Annotated in this window: 22 protein-coding genes, 2 tRNA genes, 3 rRNA genes and 1 pseudogene; 12 read left to right on the top strand and 16 right to left on the bottom strand. The window is 48.2% G+C overall.

Features of this window, described 5'->3' with window-relative positions; all coding sequences use genetic code 11:
• Positions 1-56: 56 nt before the first annotated feature.
• From dksA to panC, 6 genes are all read left to right on the top strand, one after another.
• Complete coding sequence (dksA, locus tag KGF88_RS00140; protein ID WP_110075888.1) at positions 57-509, top strand: RNA polymerase-binding protein DksA; 453 nt, start codon at positions 57-59, stop codon at positions 507-509.
• Position 510: 1 nt separating this feature from the next.
• Positions 511-1401 (top strand): tRNA glutamyl-Q(34) synthetase GluQRS, encoded by an 891-nt coding sequence (gene gluQRS / locus KGF88_RS00135; RefSeq protein WP_228759535.1) that lies wholly within the window; start codon positions 511-513, stop codon positions 1399-1401.
• A 64-nt stretch (positions 1402-1465) separates the two neighbouring features.
• On the top strand, positions 1466-2908 hold the full coding sequence (pcnB, locus tag KGF88_RS00130; RefSeq protein ID WP_153826803.1) for a polynucleotide adenylyltransferase PcnB: 1443 nt from the start codon (positions 1466-1468) through the stop codon (positions 2906-2908).
• Positions 2901-3380, top strand: coding sequence for a 2-amino-4-hydroxy-6-hydroxymethyldihydropteridine diphosphokinase (gene folK / locus KGF88_RS00125; protein ID WP_110075890.1), 480 nt, complete (start codon positions 2901-2903; stop codon positions 3378-3380). The genes pcnB and folK overlap by 8 nt, the downstream gene beginning before the upstream one ends.
• Positions 3381-3418: 38 nt before the next feature.
• A complete protein-coding gene (gene panB, locus KGF88_RS00120) occupies positions 3419-4213 on the top strand; it encodes a 3-methyl-2-oxobutanoate hydroxymethyltransferase (protein WP_110075891.1) in 795 nt (264 codons plus the stop codon).
• 6 nt (positions 4214-4219) lie between these two features.
• Positions 4220-5059 carry a pantoate--beta-alanine ligase gene (gene panC, locus KGF88_RS00115; RefSeq protein WP_153826804.1) on the top strand — a complete coding sequence of 280 codons (840 nt, stop codon included), beginning with the start codon at positions 4220-4222 and terminating at the stop codon, positions 5057-5059.
• A gap of 33 nt (positions 5060-5092) precedes the next feature.
• Here the strand turns inward: panC and panP are convergent, their stop codons facing one another.
• Genes panP through mpl form a run of 6 tightly spaced genes read right to left on the bottom strand, consistent with a single transcriptional unit; the run spans position 5093 to position 11223 of the window.
• Positions 5093-6745 carry a pyridoxal-dependent aspartate 1-decarboxylase PanP gene (gene panP, locus KGF88_RS00110; protein ID WP_110075893.1) on the bottom strand — a complete coding sequence of 551 codons (1653 nt, stop codon included), beginning with the start codon at positions 6743-6745 and terminating at the stop codon, positions 5093-5095.
• 37 nt (positions 6746-6782) lie between these two features.
• Entirely contained in the window at positions 6783-7487 is a 705-nt protein-coding gene (trmB, locus tag KGF88_RS00105) for a tRNA (guanine(46)-N(7))-methyltransferase TrmB (RefSeq protein ID WP_257119946.1), read from the bottom strand.
• Positions 7484-8266, bottom strand: coding sequence for an ABC transporter permease (locus tag KGF88_RS00100; RefSeq protein WP_110075894.1), 783 nt, complete (start codon positions 8264-8266; stop codon positions 7484-7486). Before KGF88_RS00100 ends, trmB begins: the two co-directional genes overlap by 4 nt.
• A 4-nt stretch (positions 8267-8270) precedes the next feature.
• On the bottom strand, positions 8271-9206 hold the full coding sequence (locus KGF88_RS00095) for an ABC transporter ATP-binding protein (RefSeq protein ID WP_153826805.1): 936 nt from the start codon (positions 9204-9206) through the stop codon (positions 8271-8273).
• A 3-nt stretch (positions 9207-9209) separates the two neighbouring features.
• Positions 9210-9830, bottom strand: a complete 621-nt coding sequence (locus KGF88_RS00090; RefSeq protein WP_153826806.1) for a flavin prenyltransferase UbiX — start codon at positions 9828-9830, stop codon at positions 9210-9212.
• 52 nt (positions 9831-9882) lie between these two features.
• Positions 9883-11223, bottom strand: coding sequence for a UDP-N-acetylmuramate:L-alanyl-gamma-D-glutamyl-meso-diaminopimelate ligase (gene mpl, locus KGF88_RS00085; protein WP_153826807.1), 1341 nt, complete (start codon positions 11221-11223; stop codon positions 9883-9885).
• 146 nt (positions 11224-11369) lie between these two features.
• Here mpl and KGF88_RS00080 point away from each other — a divergent pair, with 146 nt between their 5' ends.
• The 5 genes from KGF88_RS00080 (at position 11370) to KGF88_RS00060 (ending at position 15394) form a co-directional block, all read left to right on the top strand.
• Positions 11370-12344 carry a class 1 fructose-bisphosphatase gene (locus KGF88_RS00080; protein WP_153826808.1) on the top strand — a complete coding sequence of 325 codons (975 nt, stop codon included), beginning with the start codon at positions 11370-11372 and terminating at the stop codon, positions 12342-12344.
• A 78-nt stretch (positions 12345-12422) separates the two neighbouring features.
• On the top strand, positions 12423-12950 hold the full coding sequence (gene ppa / locus KGF88_RS00075; RefSeq protein WP_110075899.1) for an inorganic diphosphatase: 528 nt from the start codon (positions 12423-12425) through the stop codon (positions 12948-12950).
• Positions 12951-12958: 8 nt separating this feature from the next.
• On the top strand, positions 12959-13657 hold the full coding sequence (locus KGF88_RS00070) for an ABC transporter ATP-binding protein (RefSeq protein WP_153826809.1): 699 nt from the start codon (positions 12959-12961) through the stop codon (positions 13655-13657).
• On the top strand, positions 13650-14903 hold the full coding sequence (locus KGF88_RS00065) for an ABC transporter permease (RefSeq protein ID WP_153826810.1): 1254 nt from the start codon (positions 13650-13652) through the stop codon (positions 14901-14903). Before KGF88_RS00070 ends, KGF88_RS00065 begins: the two co-directional genes overlap by 8 nt.
• Positions 14900-15394: a DUF3299 domain-containing protein gene (locus KGF88_RS00060; protein WP_153826811.1), complete on the top strand. Its 495-nt coding sequence runs from the start codon at positions 14900-14902 to the stop codon at positions 15392-15394. Before KGF88_RS00065 ends, KGF88_RS00060 begins: the two co-directional genes overlap by 4 nt.
• Positions 15395-15417: 23 nt before the next feature.
• On the opposite strand, the gene KGF88_RS00055 is transcribed toward KGF88_RS00060, so the two are convergent.
• From KGF88_RS00055 to KGF88_RS00040, 4 genes are all read right to left on the bottom strand, one after another.
• The gene (locus tag KGF88_RS00055; protein ID WP_110075903.1) at positions 15418-16167 is read right to left on the bottom strand and encodes a TIGR04219 family outer membrane beta-barrel protein; all 750 of its coding nucleotides are present in this window, start codon (positions 16165-16167) and stop codon (positions 15418-15420) included.
• Positions 16168-16181: 14 nt separating this feature from the next.
• Positions 16182-16607, bottom strand: a complete 426-nt coding sequence (locus KGF88_RS00050; RefSeq protein WP_153826812.1) for a copper chaperone PCu(A)C — start codon at positions 16605-16607, stop codon at positions 16182-16184.
• A 35-nt stretch (positions 16608-16642) separates the two neighbouring features.
• On the bottom strand, positions 16643-16954 hold the full coding sequence (locus KGF88_RS00045; RefSeq protein ID WP_153826813.1) for a hypothetical protein: 312 nt from the start codon (positions 16952-16954) through the stop codon (positions 16643-16645).
• Between the two features lie 156 nt (positions 16955-17110).
• The gene (locus KGF88_RS00040; RefSeq protein ID WP_228759536.1) at positions 17111-18250 is read right to left on the bottom strand and encodes a TonB-dependent receptor domain-containing protein; all 1140 of its coding nucleotides are present in this window, start codon (positions 18248-18250) and stop codon (positions 17111-17113) included.
• Between KGF88_RS00040 and KGF88_RS00035 the strand changes: the two genes are divergently transcribed.
• A complete protein-coding gene (locus KGF88_RS00035; RefSeq protein ID WP_257119929.1) occupies positions 18228-19433 on the top strand; it encodes an IS256 family transposase in 1206 nt (401 codons plus the stop codon). The genes KGF88_RS00040 and KGF88_RS00035 overlap by 23 nt on opposite strands.
• 41 nt (positions 19434-19474) lie before the next feature.
• Here the strand turns inward: KGF88_RS00035 and KGF88_RS00030 are convergent.
• From KGF88_RS00030 to KGF88_RS00005, 6 genes and pseudogenes are all read right to left on the bottom strand, one after another.
• Positions 19475-20830, bottom strand: a pseudogene (locus KGF88_RS00030) (TonB-dependent receptor plug domain-containing protein); the annotation flags it as partial.
• A 268-nt stretch (positions 20831-21098) separates the two neighbouring features.
• Positions 21099-21213: ribosomal RNA gene (gene rrf / locus KGF88_RS00025) — 5S ribosomal RNA — on the bottom strand.
• A gap of 119 nt (positions 21214-21332) precedes the next feature.
• Positions 21333-24214: ribosomal RNA gene (locus KGF88_RS00020) — 23S ribosomal RNA — on the bottom strand.
• Between the two features lie 253 nt (positions 24215-24467).
• Positions 24468-24543, bottom strand: a tRNA-Ala gene (locus tag KGF88_RS00015).
• Positions 24544-24723: 180 nt separating this feature from the next.
• Positions 24724-24800, bottom strand: a tRNA-Ile gene (locus tag KGF88_RS00010).
• Positions 24801-24870: 70 nt separating this feature from the next.
• A 16S ribosomal RNA gene (locus tag KGF88_RS00005) occupies positions 24871-26414 on the bottom strand.
• The 16S, 23S and 5S rRNA genes sit together here with 2 tRNA genes alongside, the layout of an rRNA operon.
• Positions 26415-26590 lie beyond the last annotated feature (176 nt).

Below are 26590 nucleotides of genomic sequence, written 5' to 3'. Positions count from 1 at the left end.
ACTTTCTGGTATATGTACCGACCATTTTTTTAACCGTCTCATACAGGAGATCCATAATGCCTCAAGGAACGCCGAAAAAAGCCCATGGCATTCTGGCACAAGCTGGCCTTGAACCTTATCAAGAGAAGCCAGGTGAAGAATACATGAATGAGGCGCAACGTGCGCATTTTCGTAAAATTTTAGAAGTGTGGCGTGCTCAGTTGCGTGAAGAAGTTGACCGTACTGTTCACCACATGAAAGACGAAGCAGCTAATTTCCCTGATCCAGTGGACCGCGCCGCGCAAGAAGAAGAGTTCAGTTTAGAACTCCGTACTCGCGACCGCGAGCGTAAGCTGATCAAGAAAATTGAAAAAACACTGCAGAAAATTGAAGCTGATGACTTCGGCTTTTGTGATTCGTGCGGCATTGAAATCGGTGTGCGACGTTTAGAAGCGCGTCCTACTGCTGACCTTTGCGTCGATTGCAAAACCCTCGCCGAAATCAAAGAGAAGCAGATGACCGGCGCCTAATATGGCGACACCAAGCATGGCCAACCAGCCATACTGTGGCCGCTTTGCCCCGACCCCGTCGGGGCCCTTGCATTTTGGCTCATTAGTAGCCGCTTTGGCCAGCTATTTAGATGCTAAAGCTCATGCCGGACGCTGGCTAGTGCGCATCGAGGACATTGACGAACCGCGCGCAGTAGCAAGAGCCGACCAAGTTATCCTGCAACAATTAGAGCGCTTTGGTCTGCATTGGGACGGCGACGTTATTTACCAAAGTCAGCGCAAAGAGCGTTATCGTCAGGCTCTAGCTGAGTTACAGCAGCAACAGTTAACCTATCCTTGCAACTGCACCCGAAAACAAATCAAAGCCCGTGGTGAATACTATACCGGTCACTGTCGTGCCGGGGTCGAAGGACCTGGGCCCTATGCCATTCGCTATTTAAATCAAACTCCTGTTATGGCCTTTACCGATGGTATTCAAGGCGAGGTGAACATAGCTCCCGCTGTTGCTGGCGAAGATTTTGTGTTGTTGCGGCGTGATGGTTGGTTCACCTATCAACTGGCGGTTGTGATAGATGATATTGATCAAGGGGTTACAGATATCGTTCGCGGCGCAGACCTGCTCACTGCAACCAGTTGGCAAATTAATTTGTGGCGCCACTTTAGCCAGCGCCAGCCGCATTTTAAACATATTCCGCTAGCTCTAGATGAACAGGGGCAGAAACTCAGTAAGCAAAATCATGCCCCCGCGCTTAATCCGCAGCAAGTTAGTGAGCAACTCTGGCAAGCCTGTCAGTTTCTACAGCTCACTGAAGTCCCCTTAACCAATTCCGCAGACCTTTTAAGCCTAGCCACTCAAGCTTGGCGTGCTAAGTTCTTTCCTGAAACGTCTGCACAGGATACAATAACGCGTTAATTTTAAGCACCGAGGCCTTAATGTGAGTAGCTAGCCTTATGACGCAGCCACGCGCCTCATCTAAATGTACGGAGAAACCCTCATTATTAAGCGCATTAAAGCATTGGCAAAGCGAGCCCTACAACGTCAACCAGAATCCTCGCTGCCAGCAAATATTCTTGCCAAACCTATTGTTATTACTCGCGATCAGCATCCCATTTCGCGTAAAGACATTCCTGAGCACGCCTTAAAAGTTTTGTACCGCCTGCACAATGCTGGCTACCAAGCTTTCTTAGTGGGCGGTTGTGTACGCGATTTATTACTAGGTATTCAACCTAAAGATTTTGATGTGGCTACCAATGCTCAACCTGAGCAAGTGAAGGCGTTATTTCGCAACTGCCGTTTAGTTGGCCGTCGTTTTCGCTTAGCACACGTTGTTTTTGGCCGCGAAGTTATCGAAGTAGCCACCTTTCGTGGGCATCACGATAGCCCCGCCGATGAGCCGGCCAAGACCGATAAAATTGCCAAGCAAAATGCTGCCGGTATGTTGGTTCGCGATAATGTTTACGGCTCTATTGAAGAAGATGCACAACGACGTGATTTCACCGTCAATGCGCTCTACTACAACATCGCCGATTTTGGTATTTATGATTTTGCCAACGGGGTGAAAGACATCGAGGCTGGGGTGTTGCGGATGATTGGTGATAGTGCCACTCGCTACCGTGAAGACCCAGTGCGCATGTTGCGTGCCATTCGCTTTGCCACCAAGTTAAACATGCGTATGGATAGCAGTGTTGCAGACCCCATTAAAGAACTAGCTCCGTTGCTGCAAAATATTCCTGCAGCACGCCTGTTTGAAGAAAGTCTCAAACTATTTACCGCTGGCAAAGGCCTCGCAAATTTTGAGATGCTGGTTGAATATCAATTATTTCAACAGCTATTCCCGCTACTGCGTAGTTATCTGAAGGCCCCTGACGAGGCACCCTATCAGTTGCTTAAACAAACCTTTGCAGATACCGATGAGCGGGTCCGCAATGGTCAACGTATTACTCCGGCTTACTTATATGCAGCGCTATTGTGGTGGCCACTCCAGGCTCGCATGGAACAGCTGACCTTTGAAGGTGGTCTATCTCAGGCTGATGCACTTAACTTAGCAGCAGCCGATGTGATAGGTAAACAGGTGCAAAGTATTGCTATCCCTAAACGCTTCACCATTCCTGCGCGTGAGATCTGGCAATTACAGCAACGTTTAGAGCGCGCTCAAGGTAAACGCATTGGCATGGTCTTAGGGCATCCGAAATTTCGCGCTGCATACGATTTCTTGCTCCTGCGAGCTAACACAGCGACCGCCCTTGAACGCGGTAAATTAGAGCAACTGGCACAGTTTTGGACCAAACAGCAACAAAACGGTACCCCTGCTATTGCGCCTAGCGCAGATGATGCCGGCAATAGACCCAAGCCTAAGCGGCGCGGCCGCAGAGCCGGACGTCGACGTCGAAGCCCCAAGCAAGAGAACTCTAATGGCTAAGGTTTATATCGCCTTGGGCGCTAATCTTGGCGACCCTGTGCAAACGCTAAAAGATGCTTTACTGGAATTAGCCAGTGGTCCTGCATTGCAGCAGCTTCGCGCCAGCTCACTGTACCGCAGCAAGCCAATGGGCCCGGCTGACCAACCCGATTATGTGAACGCGGTAGTGACTGCGACCACCGAGCTAGAACCACTAGCGCTGCTAGATTATCTGCAAGCCATTGAGCAGCAGTTCGGGCGCCAGCGTTTGCGCCACTGGGGCCCTCGCACACTCGATTTAGATATTCTGCTGGTGGATGACCTAGTGAGTACGAGCGAACGGTTAACGCTTCCGCACCCTGGCCTCTCTGAAAGAGATTTTGTGGTGGTGCCCTTAGCTGAGCTAGCGCCAACTTTAGTGTTACCTAACGGACAGACGCTACAGCAGTTAAAACAGTCCATGCAGCATCATGACCTCGTTAAGATTAGCTGATACAATCAAGTTCTGAGCTTTCCTGCAAGGAGTATCTGATGGCCGCTATGACCATAGCCAAACTAGCTAAGAAGAAGTTAGCTGGCGAAAAAATCACCTCAATTACGGCTTACGATGCCTCGTTTGCGAAGCTTTTTGCCGAGTGTGGCGTCGATTTTATGTTAGTCGGTGACTCCTTAGGCAACGTGGTACAGGGGCAGTCCAGCACCTTGCCCGTTACTCTTGCTGATATTGTTTATCACACTCAAGCTGTGCGCCGTGGTGCCCCTGAGGCTTTCGTGATGGCTGACATGCCATTTATGACTTATGCCAGCCCAGCCCAAGCATGCGATAACGCCGCTGAACTGATGCGCGCCGGCGCCAATATGGTAAAGCTTGAAGGCGGCGATTGGCTGCTTGAAACCATACGCTGTTTGGTTGAACGGAGCGTTCCAGTATGCGCCCACTTAGGGCTGTTACCCCAATCGGTTAATGTACTTGGCGGTTATAAGATTCAAGGCAGAGAGCAATCTGCGGCGGACAATACCTTGCGCCAAGCGTTGGCATTGCAAGAAGCTGGGGCACAATTATTGGTGCTAGAATGTGTGCCGGTGGCCCTCGGTCAACGCATTAGCGAAGCCCTGACCATCCCTACCATTGGCATTGGTGCTGGTCCGCATACAGACGGACAAATTTTAGTCATGCATGATATGTTTGGCTTAAACAGCGACTATTTACCTAAATTTGTAAAGAACTTTTTAGCTGATGCCGGTGATTTGCGCGGTGCCGTTGAGATGTATGTTGCGCAAGTTAAAGCCGGGCAATTCCCAGGTCCTGAACATTCTTTTGAGTAACCCACGATGCAACGACTCACTAGTCTTGAAGAACTTCGCGCTTGGCGTGCACAACAACAGGGGCAAGTAGCCCTCGTACCCACCATGGGGAATTTGCACGAAGGTCATTTGAAGTTGGTTGATATGGCGCGCCAACGGGCTGATAAAGTCGTCGTGAGTATCTTTGTTAATCCGCTGCAGTTTGGTCAAAACGAAGATCTTGATAACTACCCTCGTACCCTTGATGCTGATTGTCGCGCGCTCGCTGAACGTGGTGTCAGCGCCGTGTTTGCTCCAACCGTACAAGATATGTATCCACGCGGATTAGCGGAACAAACCACAATAGAGGTACCTGGTATCTCTACCATTCTTTGTGGTGCTAGCCGTCCTGGTCATTTTCGTGGGGTGGCTACGATTGTGGCGAAGTTGTTCAATATGGTGCAGCCAGATTTAGCCATTTTTGGTGAAAAAGACTTTCAACAATTACAAGTTATTCGTCTCATGGTGCAAGATTTGAGCTTGCCTGTGGACATTTTAGGCCTGCCAACTCAGCGTGCGACTGATGGCCTAGCACTCAGCTCGCGCAATGGTTATCTATCAGATACCGAGCGCCAGCAAGCACCACTGCTCTATCAACAACTGAAAACCTGTGCCGAACGAATCAGCGCTGGCGAGGATGCGCAGCAAGTGCTTAATCAAGCGGTGACACACATCACCGCTGCTGGCTTCAAACTAGATTATTTAGAATTACGCCAACATGCAGATCTACAACCTGCACAAGCAACCGATAAGCATTTAGTGTTGTTAGTAGCAGCTTACTTAGGCAGCACCAGACTTATCGATAACTTAAGTTTTAAGCGGTCTTAACCAAACCGCTTAAAACTCATGGTTAGGTACTGATTAGCGTTCGCGCACCAAACCCAGTTCACGAAGCTCAGTAAATAAAGCACCACGTAAACTCATCGCCTGTTCGGCTATCTCGCGTTGCTCTTGAAGGATTTCTGCGAGCATCTCATGAGTTGTTAAAGGATTCGCTAATACCACTCTAAACACCACCGTAGGCTCACGATGATATTGTGCGGGAGTCAGCTTAGTACGAGACACGAATGAGCTTCCCGTTTCGCGTTGGCGCTTCTGAATAAACCTGGTCAGTGCATTTAAATGAGGCGTAATGCGGCGTACTTGCTCAGCATTAAGGCCTGCCAATAACGGCTTAATACGAGCAGGGACAAAACGATAGGTTAGAATGCATAGCTCGGGTTCAGTCACTACTTCAAAATCGTCTTGTGCGGCAATCAAGCGCGCAAAATCTTTAGCCTTGGCTAAGCTTTGATCAATTAACAATTCGTAGCCGCGCCGGCCCATGACATGTAGCGCCGAATACACCAACATGGCCATTCCCGGCCGCGAGCCTTCCATGGTATGTGCACCTAAATCCTTTGAACCATGGCGAATAATATATTCCGCATGATGCTCAATCGCGCGCACCATGCTTGGATCACGGAAGAGCACCATGCCAGCGCCCATCGGCACGTACATCTGTTTATGCGCATCAATAGTGACACTGTCGGCTCTCTCAATGCCATGTAACAATTGGCGATGATTGTTCGACAGCAAGGTAGCCCCACCCCATGCGGCATCTACATGAAAGTGCGCACCAACCTCACTCGCCACATCGGCCATTTTGTCGAGTGGATCTATGTGTCCCGTTTCTGTGGTGCCCGCTACCCCAATGATCGCTAATACTTGCCCACCATCGGCTTGAACCGCAGCACAAGCTTCACGTAGCGCATCTATTTTGATCCGATTATTCTCGTCGGTAGCAACCGCTATTAAATTTTTTCTTCCGATCCCTAACACATCAGCAGCTTTGCCCAGCGAGTAATGACCACGCTCAGACACCATAATAGTCAGGCGCTTGTAGCCATAATGCAGTAATCCCGCTGCGAGCCCTTCACTGGCAATACCGGCGAAGCCTGTCGTAGGTTTTAGTAATAGATTACGTGCTACCCACAGAGCTGTCATATTAGCCACAGTCCCGCCCGAGCACATAGCTCCGAGCGAGTGCTGGGCGCTATGCATCCAGCGCTGATAGAAAGCTGCATCTTGTTGGTAAACGAGGTGATGAAGCATACCCAAGACATTGCGTTCGAGCGGGGTAAAGGCCTTCGAGGTTTCAATTTTGACTAGGTTTTGGTTTAAACCCACCATCAGCTTAGCCAGCGGCAATAAAAAATAAGGCAGTGCTGAGGTCATGTGGCCAATAAATCGTGGCGAACTGGTATGCACTGAATGAGCCACTAAATTATTTAATAAAAACTCAGTGTGGTCCGATACATACTGCGGCTGCTCAGGAATTTCGCTGGCATTAAAGTTTTGCTCAATCTCATGCAAGGGCTTTTCGCGGGCGACGATGTGCTCGCCTAAAAAGCCCATAAGATTTTCACTGAGGTGCTTCTCTATCTTCCCGAGGGTAGAGTCTGGCGCCTCAGGAATGGTGAATATTTTTAGCAGCGCCTCTTGGCTTACTTCTGCAAAATGACTGTCACTCAAGCGTATTTCCTTGTGATTACCCGCGCATAAAAGTGCACTATTCTGCCTCGATTGCAGAAAAATAGCGACCGTCTTCTGGCAGCTTAGCGGACAACTCCCAAAGTTGCTGTCCACTGCGCTGATACTTACGCTCAAACGGCGTCATCGCCTCATGCTTAGCTAGCAGAGGTGTTAGCTGTGCAGCACAATTAACCAGCGCCAAACTACTTGCCACTTCAGTTAAATAGGTCACCCAATTAGAGCGCATGACCAAAGTACCACCTAAGCCTAGTACATAAGGCCAGACCGGGCTACCATGCCAGCGTCGACTAAAATGTGAGGCTTTAGGCCAAGGGTTGGGGTACAGAATATAGTGTTTTTCTAACTCCCAATGCGCTGCTACTGCTAGTCGCCAGAAATCATTCAAATCCGCTCGTACTAACATATAGCGCTGGCCGGCTGCGGCCGTTGCGTATTGGGCATGACGCCCTAAGCGGTGAGCTGATTTATCTACTCCGATAACTAACGCATCAGGATGCTGCTCGGCTATCCAAGCAGTGCTTTCGCCGACACCACAACAAGAGTCAAGAATCAGTGGCCCTTGCCAATCTGCTACTAACTGTTGCGCCTGCTCAAAAGCCTCGCGATTATGCGTTTGAATCGGCTTACGAAAAGGCGAGCGTAAATGGCGCATCACCACACTAACTAAATCGTCATGATTACCATGCTGATTGGTAGTTACAGGTCTTGATTCATGATTCACGAACGAATCCCCGCACCCCGTTGCAGCAGCGTATAAGCAAGAGCAAAAAGAATCAGGTTAAAGCCTATGAGTAATCCTAGGGCAAGGCCGATATTGACGTCAGTCACACCTAAAAAGCCATATCTAAATGCATTCACCATGTACAACACGGGATTGATTTGCGCAATGTTTTGCCAAATCTCTGGCAGCATACTAATGCTGAAGAAAACCCCGCCTAAATAGGTTAATGGGGTTAATACAAAGGTTGGAACAATTGATATGTCATCAAATGTTTTTGCATGCACTGCGTTAATCAAACCACCTAAACTAAACAAAGTTGAGGTTAACACCACGGTTAAAACAAGAATGCCCGCATGATAAATTTGAATATTGTCGACAAAAATAAAAGACACAACCGTCACAATACAAGCCACAATCAAGGCACGCGCTAAGCTTCCGCCCACATAGCCGGCAATAATCACCGCACTAGACACTGGCGCAACAAGCATCTCTTCAATATTGCGCTGAAATTTTGCACTAAAAAACGAAGATGCTACGTTTGAATAGGAATTGGTTATCACCGACATCATTATCAGCCCAGGGACAATAAATTCCATGTATGGAATGCCATTCATGCCGCCTGATGCATCAATTCTAGTACCAATAATATTACCAAAGATGACAAAGTATAAAGTCATGGTAATGGCTGGTGGGACTAAGGTTTGCACCCAAATGCGCAAAAATCTTGTGCATTCTTTTATCCAAATAGTTTTTAATGCGGTATAAGTTAACGAAGCCATGTAATTAAGCTGCTCCTTGTGGCTTACGGCCTTTTTCGACCAGGTTCACGAAAAGTTCTTCTAGACGATTTGCCTTGTTGCGCATAGACAACACTTGTATCGATTGAGCCGTGAGTTGTTCAAACACTGGATTCAAACCTTGGCTCTTTTCAACATCAACCTCAATGCTGTGATCATCAATTGCACGCCAAGTAAAACCCTCTAAGGTGGCACTAGTCACACCCGCTGGATACTCAACATCCAGCACAAAAGTTTCCATATTGAGAGTGGCTAAAAGCTTTTTAATCGATGTGTTCTCGATAATCGAGCCTTGGTCGATTATGGCAATATTGCGGCAAAGACTTTCCGCTTCTTCCAAATAATGCGTGGTCAGAATAATAGTAATTCCCTGCTTGTTAATCTCGGTCAAGAAATCCCACATGCTGCGACGCAGCTCAATATCAACGCCCGCGGTCGGCTCATCTAAAATAAGTAACCGCGGCTCATGAACTAATGCCCGCGCTATCATCAGTCGGCGCTTCATCCCACCCGACAGCATCCGCGCCGGTGCATTGCGTTTTTCCCACAAGCTTAACTGCTTCAGATATTTCTCTGAACGCTGTTTAGCAAGCTGTCGCGGTACTCCATAATAACCGGCCTGATTAACCACAATCTGCTGTACCGTCTCAAACTGGTTAAAATTAAACTCTTGCGGAACCAGACCAATTTGACGTTTTAAGGCAACTAACTCGGTGTCTAAATCATGGCCAAACACACTTACTTTGCCCGCTGATTTATTAACTAATGAGGAGATAATTCCAATTGTGGTTGATTTACCAGCACCGTTAGGCCCCAGTAATGCAAAGAAATCCCCTTCAGCAACATCCAAATCAATGCCCTTCAAGGCCTCATGTCCACCTTTATAGGTTTTCTTTAAACCGCGAATAGATAACGCTTGCATAACTTATTTAGGCTCCTGTCCATAACCCCAACGCGGCTGTAATTGCTGCGTTAAGTTAAGATGATCGAGTATACGGGCCACCACGAAATCAACCAAATCAGCAATGCTTTGCGGTTGATGATAAAAACCTGGTGCGGCTGGCATGATGGTGACTCCCAACTGGGCTAATTTTAACATATTCTCTAGATGAATAGCCGATAGCGGCATTTCTCGAGGCACTAAAATAAGTTGCCCTCGCTCTTTGATAACAACGTCTGCTGCGCGTTCTATCAAGGTATCGCTCGCGCCGTGAGTGATGGCTGATAAAGTTCCTGTTGAGCAAGGGCATACCACCATCTTCTTTGGCGCTGCTGAGCCCGATGCGACCGGCGCGAACCACTCGTCTTTGCCATACACTTTCAGTTGTTCTGCTGACACCGAAAAATGCTCACACAAGGCCGCAGCCAAAGCTTTCGGATTTGCCGGTAACTGCCACTCTAACTCGGTTGCAAAAACCACTCGGGCGGCACTCGACATTAACAAGTGAACCTGTTGCTGCTGTTCTAATAAGCAAGCAATCAGGCGCATTGCATAAGGTGCTCCAGAGGCGCCGGTAATGGCCACGGTAACTTGCTGAGCAGTCATGTCAAACTCCTTTGTTGAATAAGGCTATGAGTTACAAAAACAGTGGTCCAAACTAAGCCAATGCCTGCAGCAACCGCTGATGGATCTGGCCAAACCCGCCATTACTCATCACCACGATGTGGTCACCTGCTGCTGTGGCCGCCACAATCTGATCGACTAAGTGCTCGATTGAGTCGGCGACCTGCGCCTGCGGGACCAGCTCAGCCACAGACCACTGTAAGCCCTCAGGCTGAAGCATAAACACTAGGTCTGCCGTTGCTAGCGCCGGTGCTAATTGGTCGGCTAACACGCCTAGCTTCATCGTGTTTGAACGCGGCTCTAGTACGGCCAAAATCCGCTGTTGGCCCACTTTGGCACGCATTCCTGCCAACGTCGTAGCAATCGCCGTTGGATGATGAGCAAAATCATCATACACAGCCACCTCTGCCGCTACCCCTTTTAGCTCTAAGCGGCGCTTGGTGTTGCGGTATTGTTTAAAAGCAGCACAGCTTACCGCAGCGCTCACGCCCACATGCTGGGCTGCCGCAATAGCCATTAAGCCATTGTAAACATTGTGGGTACCGATCAACGACCAGTGCACTTCACCCTGCTTTTGGCCTTGCCAATAGACCGCAAAAGCACTGCCATCAGCTTCGATTAACTGTGCTCGCCAGTCGCCCGAAACGATCCCAACCGTACTGGTCTCACTCCAGCAGCCTTGCTGTAAAACTTGCTCTAGCGTCTCTGTTCCAGCCGGATGGAAGATTTTTCCATACCCAGGGACCACTCTAACTAGATGGTGAAACTGACGTTGAATCGCTGCTAAGTCGGGAAAAATGTCAGCATGGTCAAATTCGAGATTATTCAAAATGAGTGTTGATGGGCAGTAATGCACGAATTTAGAGCGCTTATCAAAGAAGGCGGTATCGTATTCATCGGCTTCGATAACAAAAAAATCGCTCTCGCCCAAGCGCGCCGACTGCTCAAAATTAGCCAGCACCCCACCAACTAAAAACCCTGGCTTTAACCCTGCATAATCAAGTAACCAAGTGAGCATGCTAGCCGTAGTCGTTTTACCATGGGTGCCAGCCACCGCCAGCACCCAACGTTGCTGCAGCACTTCATCATGGAGCCACTGCGCCCCCGAGCAATACGGGATACGCTGGTTTAACACGGCTTCTACCGCTGGGTTACCACGGCTCATGGCATTACCAATGATCACTAAATCAGGCCGCGGCTGGAGCTGTGCCGGATCATAACCTTCGATTAACTCAATGCCGAGTGCCCGTAATTGGTCACTCATCGGCGGATAGACCTGAGCATCGCTTCCGGTAACCTGGTGGCCCAGCGCCTTAGCAATGGCGGCGATGCCTCCCATAAAGGTTCCGCATATGCCGAGTATATGAATATGCATGATGTGTCTCATTGCAGCAAAAAGGCTAGTGTACCACGGGGATGAAAATGCGCGAATTTCTGTGCAGGCAATTTGCCTAAAAATGCGGTAAACTTAGCAGCGTTTTTGCCACCTATCCGTAACACCAGCTACTGTACGAGGGTTTCATGCAACGCTTAATTCCGACCTTGCGCCAAGATCAGGTCGACGAGGCTTTAATTTCAGTTATTCATTCTTTGCAAATTACTGCGAAAGAAATTTCTTTCCGAGTTGGCCAAGGTGATTTAGCCGGTGTCCTCGGCTCAACCCTGTCAGAGAATATTCAAGGCGAAACCCAAAAGAAACTCGACATCCTATCCAACCAGCTCATTAAAGATATTTTGCTGGAATGCGGCCATGTGCGTGCCGTCGCTTCAGAAGAAGAAGAAGGAATCGTGTTGGGCCATGAAAATGGCGGGTACTTGATTGCGTTTGATCCGTTAGATGGCAGCTCAAATATTGATATCAACAGTATGGTTGGTACCATTTTCTCGATTTTGCCCGTTCCGGAAAATAATTCAGGCACTGCGGATATGTTCCTCCAGCCAGGTCGCAACCAAGTTGCCGCAGGATACATTTTGTATGGCCCATCTATCATGATGGCTTTAACGACCGGCAAGGGCGTTAAAATTTTCACGTTAGATCAGACCGTTGGTGAGTTTTTACTAACTAAACGTGATTTAGCAATAGCTCCTGATACTTCTGAATTTGCCATTAATATGTCCAATTACCGTCATTGGCAAGAAGGCATGCAACTCTACGTTGATGATTTGCTAGCAGGTACCAGTGGGCAGCGTAGTAAGAACTTTAATATGCGTTGGGTTGCCGCCATGGTGGCGGATGTGCACCGTGTGCTTATTCGTGGTGGCATCTTTCTGTATCCTTGGGATGCACGCTCGATTGATAAGCCCTACAAGCTTCGCTTGATGTATGAAGGTAATCCGATGGCCATGCTCGTAGAGCAAGCTGGCGGTCTAGCTCATAGTGGCGACATGGCTATTTTGGATATTCAACCAACTGATATCCACCAGCGAGTCGGCATTATTCTTGGTGCGCGCAATGAAGTGAATGCTTGTTTAGGCTATTTGAAAGCTTCGCAATAGCACCAGCAGCCTTTATAATAGGGCCCATTAGAAGAATTTAAGTTATCGTCATTTAAAACTAAGTAAACAGGACCTTTCATGAGCTTAAGTAATGTAAGCGCAGGTAATAACCTGCCAGATGAAGTAAACGTAGTTATCGAAATTCCGGCCAATGCCGACCCAATCAAATATGAAGTTGATAAAGAAACTGGCACCTTATGGGTTGACCGTTTTATGTCTACTCCAATGTTCTATCCGTGTAACTACGGTTTTGTTAACAATACCTTATCGTTAGATGGCGACCCAGTTGATGTGCTAGTACCTACGCCGTATCCACTGCAAGCTGGCTCTGTGATTAAGTGTCGTCCGGTTGGCGTATTGAAAATGACTGATGAATCTGGTGAAGATGCTAAGGTCATTGCAGTGCCAGTGAGTAAATTAACGAAAGAATACGATCACATTCAAAATGTTGACGATTTGCCAGAGCTATTAAAAGCGCAAATCACTCACTTCTTCGAGCGTTACAAAGAGCTTGAGAAAGGAAAATGGGTGAAAGTTGAAGGTTGGGGCGATATCAACGCTGCCAAAGAAGAAATTATGTCTTCGTTCGAGCGGGCGCAGAAATAAGAACCGCTATGGGCACCTGTATTGCAGTAAAACATCTCGAGTTTCGCTGGCCGGGTGCCCCTTCTCCCCTGCTGACAATCCCATCATTGACCATAGCTCGTGGTGAGCGAGTCCTCCTTCGTGGTGCCAGTGGTTCGGGTAAGTCTACCTTACTGAGCTTGATTGCCGGCGTGCACCAAGCCCCAGCTGGACAACTCGAAGTATTAGGACATGATCTTGGTCGGCTTAGCCAACACCGCCGTGACCAATTACGTGCTAATGAAATAGGCTATATTTTTCAGCAATTTAACTTGCTACCTTTTCTTAATGCAGAAGAAAATGTCACGTTAGCAAGCCAATTTGCACCCGCTCGGCGCAAACGTGTACAAAACCCCGAACAACATGCTCAGTCTTTGCTTAAGCAATTAGGCCTAGCTGCGGCAGACACCCAGCGCTTGGCTAGCCAATTGAGCGTCGGCCAACAACAACGCGTGGCTGCTGCACGAGCCCTGTTTGGGGCGCCTTCTCTCATCATAGCCGACGAGCCAACATCAGCATTAGATGCCGAGCATCGAGACGAATTCATTCAGGTGTTATTCAAAGCTTGTGCTGCCAATCAAACCACGCTGCTCTTTGTTACGCACGATCAAGGCCTAGCGCCAATGTTTGAAAGAACCATTGAACTTAGCGATATCAATCACGCACGTAAGGATGATGGCGATGCTTAAATTGGCTTGGGCTAGCTTACGTAATCGTCGTGCCAGCGCTATCCTCACGATTCTGGCGATAGCTATCAGTACCCTCCTGCTCTTAGGAGTAGAACGGGTGCGCGAACAAACCCAAGCTAATTTTGCTAACACCATTGCTGGCACTGATTTAATTGTTGGTGCCAGAACAGGATCAACCCAACTGCTATTAAGCAGCGTGTTTCACATAGGCAGCCTGAATAACACCTTAAGTTGGGATAGTTATCAGTATTTAACTAAGTTGCCCGGAGTTAAGTGGCATATTCCCATGGCTCTTGGCGACAGCGTGGCAGGCTATCCGGTAGTAGCAACCACCAGCGATTTCTTTAGCTATTTTCGTTATGGTGATGGACTCTCTCTAGAACTCGCTAAGGGTACTGTCTTTAGCGAAATGAACCAGGCCACTCTGGGTGCCGAGGTGGCAGCCCGGCTTGGCCTACAGCAAGGCGATCCGCTCACCTTGGCACATGGCAGTGGCGGTATCAGTTTTAGTGACCACGATCAGCACCCCTTTGTGGTGAGTGGCATTTTGAATCGTACTGGAACCCCCGTCGACCAAGCTGTCTATATTCATCTTGAAGGCCTTGGTCTCTTACACGGTGAGTTTGATTCCGAGCATAGCGCAGATCACGACCATGATGATCACCATGACCACGCTAGCCATGCACCACCTGTTTATACGTTAAGTGCTGTCCTAATTGGGCTGGAAGCGCGTCCTTTAGCCTTGCGTATGCAACGACAAATCAATACCTACAAGAATGAACCACTCACTGCAATTATGCCTGGAATGGCGTTAACCGAATTGTGGCGCACCTTAGCTCTATTCGAACAAGCACTGCTAGCGATCGCCGCGCTCGTCGTCGCAACCGGTCTATTAGGAATGCTCACAACACTTTTGGCTAGCTTGCGCGAACGGCGCCGAGAAATGGCCGTGCTGCGAGCCCTTGGGGCCGGACCATTTAGTATTTTTAGCCTCTTGGTGAGCGAAGCTATGTTGCTTACCGTCATTGGCGTTAGTACTGGGGTTTTGTTACTGTTCTTAGGGTTAATGCTGGGTGGCGATCTATTACTCACTCACACAGGTATGTTGTTAAGAGCAAGCCCTTTAACAAGTAACGAATGGGTATTACTGGCAGCCATTTTAGCTGCTGCTTTAATATTGAGTTTAATCCCTGCATGGCGAGCCTTCCGCAATGCACTAGCTGATGGTTTAACAATTAAATTATGATCAAATTTCGTCAATATGTTGCGTTATTACTGGTAAGCTTGGCGGCAATCGTGCCGGCTTTCGCTGCCGATGACTATGTGAATACACAGTGGAAAGAACTGGTTCCCCCAGGTTATAAGCCCCCGCCTGTTCGAAGCCAAGCTTTTTATGATGCCAATCCCGAATTAGCTAATCAACCTGAACTTGATGCCCCAATGGTAGCCGAGCTAGATGGCAAGAAAATAAAGATTCCTGGCTATGTGGTGCAGTTAGAAGGTGACGCGGAGAAAGTCACACAGTTTCTGTTGGTTCCTTATTTTGGCGCTTGTGTACACGTGCCACCACCACCACCAAATCAAATTGTGTTGGTTGATTTTGCTGAAGGGGTGAAGTACGAAGATACTTTTGATGCCGTATGGGTAGAAGGAGTTATTAAGGTTGAACGCGTGGAAGGGGATGTAGCCGTGGTCGGCTATCGAATGACAGCCGCCACAGTAACGCCTTATTATTAAGGCTCCATCAACTTGCAGAGCGCTTAGAAATGGATTTCTAAGCCAAGGTAAGGGCCTTTAAACTGAATATCTGAATAGATGTTATCTAAGTCGTCTAGTTCAATCGTGATATCCCGGTAGCCCAGTTGCAGATTTAAATTCACCGCCAAGCTATCTACTAAGCGATATTCAATACCAGCTTCAATGTCACGTACGCTGCTATCATCAATAGAAACCGCATTGGCTAAGCCATATAGCGTAAGATCTGTGGCAGGAATGCCGACCCGCACTTGAGCATAACCGGTTGGGATCCAACCGTCGGCATCTAAACTGTTTTCGGCAGTAGCGTCTCTTACTGCCAATAAACCATCCACTTGTTTCGCTGTTATACCTAAATCAACACTCAGTAAATCGTTATCAAAAATTTCGTAGTACAACGTGTAGTCAGTATGGGTTAAATCGACACTGCTGTTTAGGGTTGTGCCCGCACTGTAACCGATGCCGTTATAACTAAAATCGCTACCAAGCGTGGTGACACCGTAGGTCGTTAAATCGTTGCGGCGCACCTTAAAGTTTGGCAACAATGGAATCGGATGCTCTAGTGCGACGTAAAAACTGTTTTGCGTTTCGTCAGCAAAATTAAATCCTTGAGTACCATTACCTGAGCCAAAATTACCCGAGTTACTGGTGTCCCAATATTGGCCACCGGCATAAATCCCTAAAATGGTATCTGCTTGTGCATTGGCACCTAACAGCAATGCGGGTAGTACTAACGCAGTAGCTAGTTTTCTCATTAATGCTCATCCTTTCATCGTATTGTTTTGACTACAGCAGTCATAGTGGCTGTATCACCATCATTAAACTCTAAAACAAAATCGACCGTTTCGCCTGGCTTAAACGCTTTTTTTACACCAAATAGCATCAAGTGATAGCCGCCCGGCTGAAACACTAGGGTCTGATTGGGCTCTATCACTAATTCTGGTACTCTGCGCATCCGCATCATACCATCACGCATAACGTGTTGATGTACCTCGGTGGCCCGAGCAGCATCAGTATTGGCACCGATCAAGACGACTGGTGCAGCCGAGCTATTACTGATCGTAAAATAGGCTGCTCCGTTCTCAGTACCAGGAATGGATTCTTTCATCCATACATTACTGATTTCTACTTCTGCAGCCGCAACTAGGCTAATACCACCACCAAGAAATACCAGTGCCAATAGAATACGCCACATGATTTTGCTCACCTTGTTATTATTTGATAACAAGTTTACACAGTTTTAGGGCGTTTTCGTACCATTAGATAGATAATAAAACCGACCAATAAATAGGGCCATAACCAACTAAATAAGACCGCAGCTAAAGCGACACCGGCTGCGAGTAGCGCTACTGCAACACTACCACCAACTACTAGCACCGCGCCAAACACAACCGCTGCGATGGTAAGTATCAATAATCCAGCGAAGCCAACACTGAAAATCACTCCAATAATAGCCCCAACAATAGCCAATAGTTCATCGCCAAAAACAACTAAGGCAAATAATCCTAATAGTATCCATAACCATGATGATTGTTTGTTCATTGCTTATCCTCTAAAAGATAGAAACCTCATAAGGTATAAAGCAATTACCATGCCGAAATTAATAACGCTTTGTTTAATATAGATTTATAAGATGAAAAAGAAAAAGCCGCTAACCTAGGTTAGCGGCTTTGACCAATAATTAGCGATTTTTAGCTATTAAAAACTATAAGTCACTTCACCATAATAGTAGCCACCATTGAAACCAAACGGTGCGTTAGTATTTGGATACATAAAGATACCATTAAACTGGTTTGATGGGTCCTGCTTATCTGGGTATTCGTCCAGCAAGTTTTGTACACCCACATTGAAAGATAAGTTGTCATCCATTTTATACTTCACGGAAAAATCAACTACCCATTTACCGCTAAACTCAGTTTGTAGCCCAGCATTATTCTCTAACATGTAATCGCCAAAGTAATTGAAGCCCAAACGAGTTTCAAAATCTTCAACAATCGAGGTAAAAGATAACGAGCCGCTATGCCGCGGTACTGAACGAGTCATGCGGGTTTGTTCCACATTATCAAACAGTTTATCTTCTAAACCATCCAAAATAGTTGGTAGGTTAACACCATCCACTTCCGTTTTATTATAGCCATAAGCCAATTGCGTTTTGAGTAGCGAGCTACCAACATCGAACTCTTGGGTTGCCACCACATCCACACCACGGCTTGAGGTATCTACTGCGTTAATAAAGAAGCGTGCGTTATCTGCACCAGCTGCCGCAAGCGCTGCAGCAACTGCGGGAGAATCGCTTGGAATTAGCGAGCTAGAGAGAATGATTCGATCATCGATATCAATTTGGAAGGCATCAACTGTTACTGACAGGCCATCGTCGCCACTCCAAACCAAACCAAAGCTTAAGCTTTGTGACTCTTCTGGTTGTAGCGCACCTAACTGCAGTGCTTGAGCTACCGGGCTTATGTTATTGAAGGTACCTGACTGTTCAGGTACTAACTCACCGTTACGGTTAACAAACAGAGTTGAGATATTCGTGAAATAGATTTGCTGCACACTAGGAGCGCGGAAACCGGTGTTCGCGGTAGCTCGAATAGCGAACTGATCAGTCACATCATAACGGCCCGAGATCTTCCAGCTGGTATTGTTACCGAAGTCTGAATAGTCTTCATAACGAACTGCTGCACCCCATTGAAACTGAGTAGTCAGCATGTTTTCAAGCTCTACATACAAACCCACGTTATCACGCGATTCATCTGAGAGTGTAAAAATATCTGTGTAAATGGCATTCTTAACAATATCGAAGAAGGATATCAGAATGCCAATATCAGACAAACTCATCGACCAGCTGCTGGACGGCTGTGATTCCCCAGAAGACATCTTAGGCGAAGCCGGCCTACTCAAACAGCTTACCAAGAAGGTGGCAGAGCGGGTGCTAGAGGCTGAAATGGAAGCTCATTTAGGCTACGCACCAAATGTCTCAGCCGGCAACAACAGCGGCAACTCTCGTAATGGTAAAACCAAGAAAACTGTTCGTAGCATCAATGGCGATGTCGAACTAGATATTCCTCGTGACCGTAACGGTAGTTTTGAGCCCAAGTTAGTTCGCAAAGGCGAACGCCAGCTGAATGGATTTGATGAGCGCATCATAGCATTGTATGCGCGTGGCATGACTACTCGTGACATTCAAGCATACCTTGAAGAAGCCTATGGTGTTGAAGTCTCGCCGACGTTCATTTCTCAGGTGACCAACGCCGTCATGGACGAGGTCAAGGCCTGGCAGCATCGTCCGTTGGCAAAGCTGTACCCAGTTGTTTACCTTGATTGTCTAGTCGTTCGCAGCCGTGATTCTGGTGTTGTACAGAATAAGTCAGTGTACCTAGCGCTTGGCATCAACACTGACGGTGAAAAAGAGCTGCTCGGGCTGTGGATGGCTCAAACTGAAGGCGCTAAATTCTGGCTATCGGTAATGAACGAGCTGAAAAACCGTGGTGTAGACGATATCTTCATTGCCTGCTGCGATGGCCTTAAAGGCTTCCCTGAAGCCATTGAGGCGGTTTACCCGAAGACTCAAGTGCAACTGTGCATTGTGCACCAAATTCGCCACTCTCTGCGGTACGTAAACTGGAAACAGCGCAAGACTATTGCCGCTGATTTAAAACTCATTTATGGCGCGGCTACTCGCGCTGAAGCCGAGCAGGCACTAGAAAATTTCGCCTCGACATGGGACTCTGAGCATCCCACCATCAGTCGCTCATGGCGGGCAAACTGGGAGCGCTTAAGTGTGTTCTTCGACTACCCAGTTGAGATACGCAAGGCCATTTATACCACCAATGCCATTGAGTCGCTGAATGCGTCACTGCGCAAAATCACCAAAACTCGCCGGTCGTTCCCTAACGACGAAGCCGTCATGAAGGTGCTGTACTTGGCCTTGCATCAGGCTTCAAAAAAGTGGACTATGCCCATACGCAACTGGAAGCCAGCGATGGCACAGTTCGAGATTATATATCAGGATCGGATTTAACAGTGAAACCAGCCATTTACACAAAATCTTTTACAGTCTCATTCATCTACTTCAGACTCAGGTTTAAACCCAGTGAAACCTTGGCTACCTCCTGGACGCCCATCGTAACCGCCGTTCTCATAAGATGCTGGCTCTCCCGCTGAAATCTTATAAGTGTTCTCACGATAGCTAAGCCCGAAAGCTACCGACAAATCTGAGTTATTTACAAACGGGAAGAACCGCTGAACGTCAACGCTAGCATTAACTTCATTCAGTTCTAGAGTACCTGCATCAAATTCTGTTGGCGTTGACGGACCAAAAGATGCGTTTAACGAATTCTCCAAGCGATATTGGAACTCACTGGTGCCCATACCTACGCTGGCATCTACGTTCCAATCAGCTAATAGGAATTTATAACCACCAACTACAGAAAAATCTGATGTTTCTGGGGTAAGAAGCGGCAGATAACCATCCGGATAGACTTCTGTTAAGTTACGGTTGTCTAAAGCACGACGATAGAATGCACCAGATTGCGATGTTCTATCACTGTATCCACCAAAGGCGTACAATTCGCCTTCGTTACCAGCTGCCATATTAGCGTTAAAGAAGATGGCTTTGTTTTCAAACGAAGCATCACCAACATGATGACTTAATCTGTTGAAGGTTTCTTCGCGTGGATCTTCTTCACCATTAATTAACTCATATTGCTGGCGTGGATCAGGACCGGCACGATTAGTTTTATTTTTATGATGGTATTCAAACGCTAACATCAAAGATCCATCGTCACCCAGCGCAAATCCAGTGTTACCATGTACTTTATATTGGTCACCATCACCAATATAAGTTTGGCCTGCATTAGCTGTTATTGAGCCGCCTTCTGATTGATCTTTGAGTACAATGTTGATCACCCCGGCAATTGCATCAGAACCGTATAGTGCAGCTGCACCATCACGAAGAACTTCAATGCGCTTGATGGATGAGATAGGGATTGCGTTCAAATCGACGTTGGAACTACCACGTCCGGTAGTACCATTTAAATGCACGAGAGCACTACTGTGACGACGCTTGCCGTTAATCAAGACGAGTGTGTGATCAGGAGATAAACCACGTAATGACGCTGGGCGAACGGCATCTGAACCGTCGGTAATCGATGACGATGGGAAGTTAAAACTAGGCACTGCGTATTGTAATGCACGTGCCGTTTCAGTGATGCCGCTAGCCGCAAGATCTTCACCACTGATGATATCTACTGGCGCCGAACCGTCAGTCGCTGTGCGTACCGATAAACGAGAACCTACTACTTGGATGGTTTCTTCAGCTTCTACTGAAGCCTCTTGGGCAAGTGCTGAATGAGTCATTAAAGCTGATGGAACTGCTAACGCTCCCGCAATCAGATAACTTAACTTCGCGTATTTCATGTTCTTCTCCTGCTGATTATTATAAAAATCAAAGTACATATTAGCAGTACATTTATTCTTTTATATACATCAGTATCTTCTTGTATAGATCATAAAGCAATATGACCAAAGTCTGAGACTGCATATAAATTTAACATAGTTCAATGTTTATGCAGATTTATGAGACGAACAGACAGAAAGTTAAGATTATTGGACGCTCTGCGCGATCTTTTCGACCACGCAACGAAAAAACCCCTAGCATAGCTGCTAGGGGTTGTTCGTATTTGGTGCCTGGCGGTGACCTACTCTCGCATAGGGAGACCCTACACTACCATCGGCGCGGAAGCGTTTCACTTCTGAGTTCGGAATGGATCAGGTGGTTCCACTTCGCTATTGCCGCCAGGCGTAAACTTGTACAATATGAATTCGCTGATTGTCGTGCCAGTAATGCACCACTCTAGTTGAGCCTAGTAGAAGCTCGAACTTATGTCTTGGCTACAGCCCTAAACACCTTCGGTGTTGTATGGTTAAGCCTCACGGGCAATTAGTACGGGTTAGCTCAACGCATTACTACGCTTCCACACCCCGCCTATCAACGTTGTAGTCTCCAACGACCCTTTAGGACAATTACATGTCAGTGAGAGCTTATCTTGAGGCTCGCTTCCCGCTTAGATGCTTTCAGCGGTTATCGATTCCGAACGTAGCTACCGGGCAGTGCCATTGGCATGACAACCCGAACACCAGCGGTTCGTTCACTCCGGTCCTCTCGTACTAGGAGCAACCCCTCTCAACTCTCAAACGCCCACGGCAGATAGGGACCGAACTGTCTCACGACGTTCTAAACCCAGCTCGCGTACCACTTTAAATGGCGAACAGCCATACCCTTGGGACCGACTACAGCCCCGTGGATGTGATGAGCCGACATCGAGGTGCCAAACACCGCCGTCGATATGAACTCTTGGGCGGTATCAGCCTGTTATCCCCGGAGTACCTTTTATCCGTTGAGCGATGGCCCTTCCATTCAGAACCACCGGATCACTATGACCTGCTTTCGCACCTGCTCGACGTGTCTGTCTCGCAGTTAAGCTGGCTTGTGCCATTACACTAACCGTACGATGTCCGACCGTACTTAGCCAACCTTCGTGCTCCTCCGTTACTCTTTGGGAGGAGACCGCCCCAGTCAAACTACCCACCAGGCACTGTCCTCACCCCAGATAATGGGGCTAAGTTAGAACATCAAACATACAAGGGTGGTATTTCAAGGATGGCTCCACGTCAACTAGCGCCAACGCTTCATAGCCTCCCACCTATCCTACACATGGAGGTTCAATGTTCAGTGCCAAGCTGTAGTAAAGGTTCACGGGGTCTTTCCGTCTAGCCGCGGGTACACCGCATCTTCACGGCGATTTCAATTTCACTGAGTCTCGGGTGGAGACAGCGTGGCCATGGTTACACCATTCGTGCAGGTCGGAACTTACCCGACAAGGAATTTCGCTACCTTAGGACCGTTATAGTTACGGCCGCCGTTTACGGGGCTTCGATCAAGAGCTTCGCTTACGCTAACCCCATCAATTAACCTTCCGGCACCGGGCAGGTGTCACACCCTATACGTCATCTTTCGATTTTGCAGAGTGCTGTGTTTTTAATAAACAGTCCCAGCCACCTGGTCACTGCGGCCAGCTCCGGCTCCGTCCGTGTGGACTTCACCAGCTCTGGCGTACCTTCTCCCGAAGTTACGGTACTATTTTGCCTAGTTCCTTCACCCGAGTTCTCTCAAGCGCCTTAGTATTCTCTACCTGACCACCTGTGTCGGTTTGGGGTACGGTCAACATGAACCTGAAGCTTAGAGGCTTTTCCTGGAAGCATGGCATCAACAACTTCGCATCCGTAGATGCTCGTCTCGTATCTCAGTCTTAGCGGTCCGGATTTTCCTAAACCACCAACCTACATACTTTCACCGGGATAACCAACACCCGGCTTGCCTAGCCTTCTCCGTCCCCCCATCGCAGTTCATGTCGGTACGGGAATATTAACCCGTTTCCCATCGACTACGCCTTTCGGCCTCGCCTTAGGGGCCGACTTACCCTACCCTGATTAACATGGGATAGGAAACCTTGGTCTTCCGGCGTGGGGGTTTTTCACCCCCATTATCGTTACTCATGTCAGCATTCGCACTTCTGATACCTCCAGCATGCTTCTCAACACACCTTCAACGGCTTACAGAACGCTCCCCTACCCAGCAAAACAAGTTTGCTGCCGCAGCTTCGGTGCATGGCTTAGCCCCGTTACATCTTCCGCGCAGGCCGACTCGACTAGTGAGCTATTACGCTTTCTTTAAAGGATGGCTGCTTCTAAGCCAACCTCCTAGCTGTCTAAGCCTTCCCACATCGTTTCCCACTTAGCCATGACTTGGGGACCTTAGCTGGCGGTCTGGGTTGTTTCCCTCTTCACGACGGACGTTAGCACCCGCCGTGTGTCTCCCGGATAGTACTCACTGGTATTCGGAGTTTGCATGGGGTTGGTAAGTCGGGATGACCCCCTAGCCCAAACAGTGCTCTACCCCCAGTGGTATTCGTCCGAGGCGCTACCTAAATAGCTTTCGGGGAGAACCAGCTATCTCCGGGCTTGATTAGCCTTTCACTCCGAGCCACAGGTCATCTCCTAATTTTTCAACATTAGTGAGTTCGGTCCTCCAATTGATGTTACTCAATCTTCAACCTGCCCATGGCTAGATCGCCCGGTTTCGGGTCTATACCTTGCAACTAGACGCCCAGTTAAGACTCGGTTTCCCTACGGCTCCCTATTCGGTTAACCTTGCTACAAAATATAAGTCGCTGACCCATTATACAAAAGGTACGCAGTCACACCACGAAGGTGCTCCTACTGCTTGTACGTAGACGGTTTCAGGTTCTATTTCACTCCCCTCGCCGGGGTTCTTTTCGCCTTTCCCTCACGGTACTGGTTCACTATCGGTCAGTTGGGAGTATTTAGCCTTGGAGGATGGTCCCCCCATATTCAGTCAAGATAACACGTGTCCCGACCTACTCGTTTTCACCTTCATGTTTCCTTCGTGTACGGGACTATCACCCTGTATCGTTGAGCTTTCCAACTCATTCCACTAGAACCATGATTGCTTAAGGGCTAATTCCCGTTCGCTCGCCGCTACTAGGGAAATCTCGGTTGATTTCTTTTCCTCCGGGTACTTAGATGTTTCAGTTCTCCGGGTTCGCTTCTTACACCTATGTATTCAGTGCAAGATAGTGTGCATGCACACTGGGTTTCCCCATTCGGAAATCCATGACTCAAGCGGCTCTTACTGCCTCATCATGGCTTATCGCAAGTTAGTACGTCCTTCATCGCCTCCAACTGCCTAGGCATCCACCGTCTACGCTTAGTCACTTAACCATACAACCCGAAAATGTTTATTCGAGCTCTATGGGCTGTTTCTTTGCTGTACACAAGTTCGATACGCCTCTACCATTTTTGGATTCAAGTAGAGTGGCATTTCATTACTTTATTACAATCAGCTTGTTCATATTGTTAAAGAGCGGTGTAACATCAAGTTACTGATAAAGATTCTCGTGAGAATGTTTATCGCTAACTTTGGATAGAAACGTGATTCGTTATTCGTACGCTTCGCTGTTCGATAACTAAGAAATGGTGGAGCCAAGCGGGATCGAACCGCTGACCTCCTGCGTGCAAGGCAGGCGCTCTCCCAGCTGAGCTATGGCCCCACAGGCCGTAGGCCTGTCGCTGTTCGTTATTCGTTGTTCGTTATTCGTAAAAACAACAAACCAAACACAATAACCAAACCAACAAACCGATAAGGCTAACTTCAAGGTTAGGCAAGGCGGGAACGCACGAAGCATACATCAGTATGTGAGTGGCTTTCCAACGCAGCATAACCGCAGAAGTGGTGGGTCTGAGTAGACTTGAACTACCGACCTCACCCTTATCAGGGGTGCGCTCTAACCAGCTGAGCTACAGACCCAGTTTCTATCCGTTACATCTACCAAACCAGGCAATCTGTGTGAGCACTTAACTTCTTCAAGGCTTTTTCATAAGGAGGTGATCCAGCCGCAGGTTCCCCTACGGCTACCTTGTTACGACTTCACCCCAGTCATGAACCACACCGTGGTAAACGCCCTCCCGAAGGTTAAGCTATCTACTTCTGGTGCAGCCCACTCCCATGGTGTGACGGGCGGTGTGTACAAGGCCCGGGAACGTATTCACCGTGGCATTCTGATCCACGATTACTAGCGATTCCGACTTCACGGAGTCGAGTTGCAGACTCCGATCCGGACTACGACGCGCTTTTTGAGATCCGCTTACTATCGCTAGCTTGCTTCCCATTGTACGCGCCATTGTAGCACGTGTGTAGCCCATCCCGTAAGGGCCATGATGACTTGACGTCGTCCCCACCTTCCTCCGGTTTATCACCGGCAGTCTCCACAGAGTTCCCACCATGACGTGCTGGCAACTGAGGATAAGGGTTGCGCTCGTTGCGGGACTTAACCCAACATCTCACAACACGAGCTGACGACAGCCATGCAGCACCTGTCTCAGTGTTCCCGAAGGCACTCTTCTATCTCTAGATGATTCACTGGATGTCAAGGGATGGTAAGGTTCTTCGCGTTGCATCGAATTAAACCACATGCTCCACCGCTTGTGCGGGCCCCCGTCAATTCATTTGAGTTTTAACCTTGCGGCCGTACTCCCCAGGCGGTCAACTTAGTGCGTTAGCTGCGTTACTCACATCGTTTATGACACGAACAACTAGTTGACATCGTTTACGGCGTGGACTACCAGGGTATCTAATCCTGTTTGCTCCCCACGCTTTCGTACCTCAGCGTCAGTTTCTGACCAGGTGGCCGCCTTCGCCACCGGTATTCCTTCCAATATCTACGCATTTCACCGCTACACTGGAAATTCTACCACCCTCTTCAGAACTCGAGCCTGCCAGTTCAAAATGCCATTCCAGTGTTGAGCCCGGGGATTTCACATCTTGCTTAACAAGCCGCCTACGTACGCTTTACGCCCAGTAATTCCGATTAACGCTTGCACCCTCCGTATTACCGCGGCTGCTGGCACGGAGTTAGCCGGTGCTTCTTCTGTGGCTAACGTCAATCTTGTAGAGTATTAATCTACAAGCCTTCCTCACCACTGAAAGTGCTTTACAACCCGAAGGCCTTCTTCACACACGCGGCATGGCTGCATCAGGGTTTCCCCCATTGTGCAATATTCCCCACTGCTGCCTCCCGTAGGAGTCTGGGCCGTGTCTCAGTCCCAGTGTGGCTGATCATCCTCTCAGAACAGCTAGAGATCGTCGCCTTGGTGGGCCTTTACCCCACCAACTAGCTAATCTCACTTGGGCCTATCTCTAGGTGCAAGGTCCGAAGATCCCCTGCTTTGGTCCGTAGACATTATGCGGTATTAGCCACAGTTTCCCGTGGTTATCCCCCTCCTAAAGGCAAGTTCCCAAGCATTACTCACCCGTCCGCCGCTCGCCGGCAGAGTAGCAAGCTACTCCCCGCTGCCGCTCGACTTGCATGTGTTAGGCCTGCCGCCAGCGTTCAATCTGAGCCATGATCAAACTCTTCAATTTAAAGTGTTTAATCGACCCATTGAATCAATGACTTAATAAAATCTAATTTGTTAAGCACTTTTCCAATCAGTCAGGTGATCAAGTTAATGACCTTTGTTGCATCCGAAGATGCTTCTCTGCCTGAATCCGGTAAGTGCCCACACAGTTTGCTTGGCTTGGTATATTGTTAAAGAACG

The sequence above is a fragment of the Idiomarina loihiensis genome (assembly GCF_024584785.1).
GTDB lineage: Bacteria > Pseudomonadota > Gammaproteobacteria > Enterobacterales > Alteromonadaceae > Pseudidiomarina > Pseudidiomarina fusca.
The sequence above is the reverse complement of the archived record's forward strand: the minus strand, read 5'-3'. Positions and strand labels throughout refer to the sequence as shown.

Excerpts from the sequence above, each read along its gene's own strand:
- dksA (WP_110075888.1), top strand. The coding sequence starts at position 57 with ATGCCTCAAGGAACGCCGAAAAAAGCCCATGGCATTCTGGCACAAGCT.
- gluQRS (WP_228759535.1), top strand. The coding sequence starts at position 511 with ATGGCGACACCAAGCATGGCCAACCAGCCATACTGTGGCCGCTTTGCC.
- pcnB (WP_153826803.1), top strand. The coding sequence starts at position 1,466 with ATGTACGGAGAAACCCTCATTATTAAGCGCATTAAAGCATTGGCAAAG.
- folK (WP_110075890.1), top strand. The coding sequence starts at position 2,901 with ATGGCTAAGGTTTATATCGCCTTGGGCGCTAATCTTGGCGACCCTGTG.
- panB (WP_110075891.1), top strand. The coding sequence starts at position 3,419 with ATGGCCGCTATGACCATAGCCAAACTAGCTAAGAAGAAGTTAGCTGGC.
- panC (WP_153826804.1), top strand. The coding sequence starts at position 4,220 with ATGCAACGACTCACTAGTCTTGAAGAACTTCGCGCTTGGCGTGCACAA.
- KGF88_RS00100 (WP_110075894.1), bottom strand. The coding sequence starts at position 8,266 with ATGGCTTCGTTAACTTATACCGCATTAAAAACTATTTGGATAAAAGAA.
- KGF88_RS00095 (WP_153826805.1), bottom strand. The coding sequence starts at position 9,206 with ATGCAAGCGTTATCTATTCGCGGTTTAAAGAAAACCTATAAAGGTGGA.
- KGF88_RS00090 (WP_153826806.1), bottom strand. The coding sequence starts at position 9,830 with ATGACTGCTCAGCAAGTTACCGTGGCCATTACCGGCGCCTCTGGAGCA.
- mpl (WP_153826807.1), bottom strand. The coding sequence starts at position 11,223 with ATGCATATTCATATACTCGGCATATGCGGAACCTTTATGGGAGGCATC.
- KGF88_RS00080 (WP_153826808.1), top strand. The coding sequence starts at position 11,370 with ATGCAACGCTTAATTCCGACCTTGCGCCAAGATCAGGTCGACGAGGCT.
- ppa (WP_110075899.1), top strand. The coding sequence starts at position 12,423 with ATGAGCTTAAGTAATGTAAGCGCAGGTAATAACCTGCCAGATGAAGTA.
- KGF88_RS00070 (WP_153826809.1), top strand. The coding sequence starts at position 12,959 with ATGGGCACCTGTATTGCAGTAAAACATCTCGAGTTTCGCTGGCCGGGT.
- KGF88_RS00065 (WP_153826810.1), top strand. The coding sequence starts at position 13,650 with ATGCTTAAATTGGCTTGGGCTAGCTTACGTAATCGTCGTGCCAGCGCT.
- KGF88_RS00060 (WP_153826811.1), top strand. The coding sequence starts at position 14,900 with ATGATCAAATTTCGTCAATATGTTGCGTTATTACTGGTAAGCTTGGCG.
- KGF88_RS00055 (WP_110075903.1), bottom strand. The coding sequence starts at position 16,167 with ATGAGAAAACTAGCTACTGCGTTAGTACTACCCGCATTGCTGTTAGGT.
- KGF88_RS00050 (WP_153826812.1), bottom strand. The coding sequence starts at position 16,607 with ATGTGGCGTATTCTATTGGCACTGGTATTTCTTGGTGGTGGTATTAGC.
- KGF88_RS00045 (WP_153826813.1), bottom strand. The coding sequence starts at position 16,954 with ATGAACAAACAATCATCATGGTTATGGATACTATTAGGATTATTTGCC.
- KGF88_RS00035 (WP_257119929.1), top strand. The coding sequence starts at position 18,228 with ATGCCAATATCAGACAAACTCATCGACCAGCTGCTGGACGGCTGTGAT.
- KGF88_RS00040 (WP_228759536.1), bottom strand. The coding sequence starts at position 18,250 with ATGAGTTTGTCTGATATTGGCATTCTGATATCCTTCTTCGATATTGTT.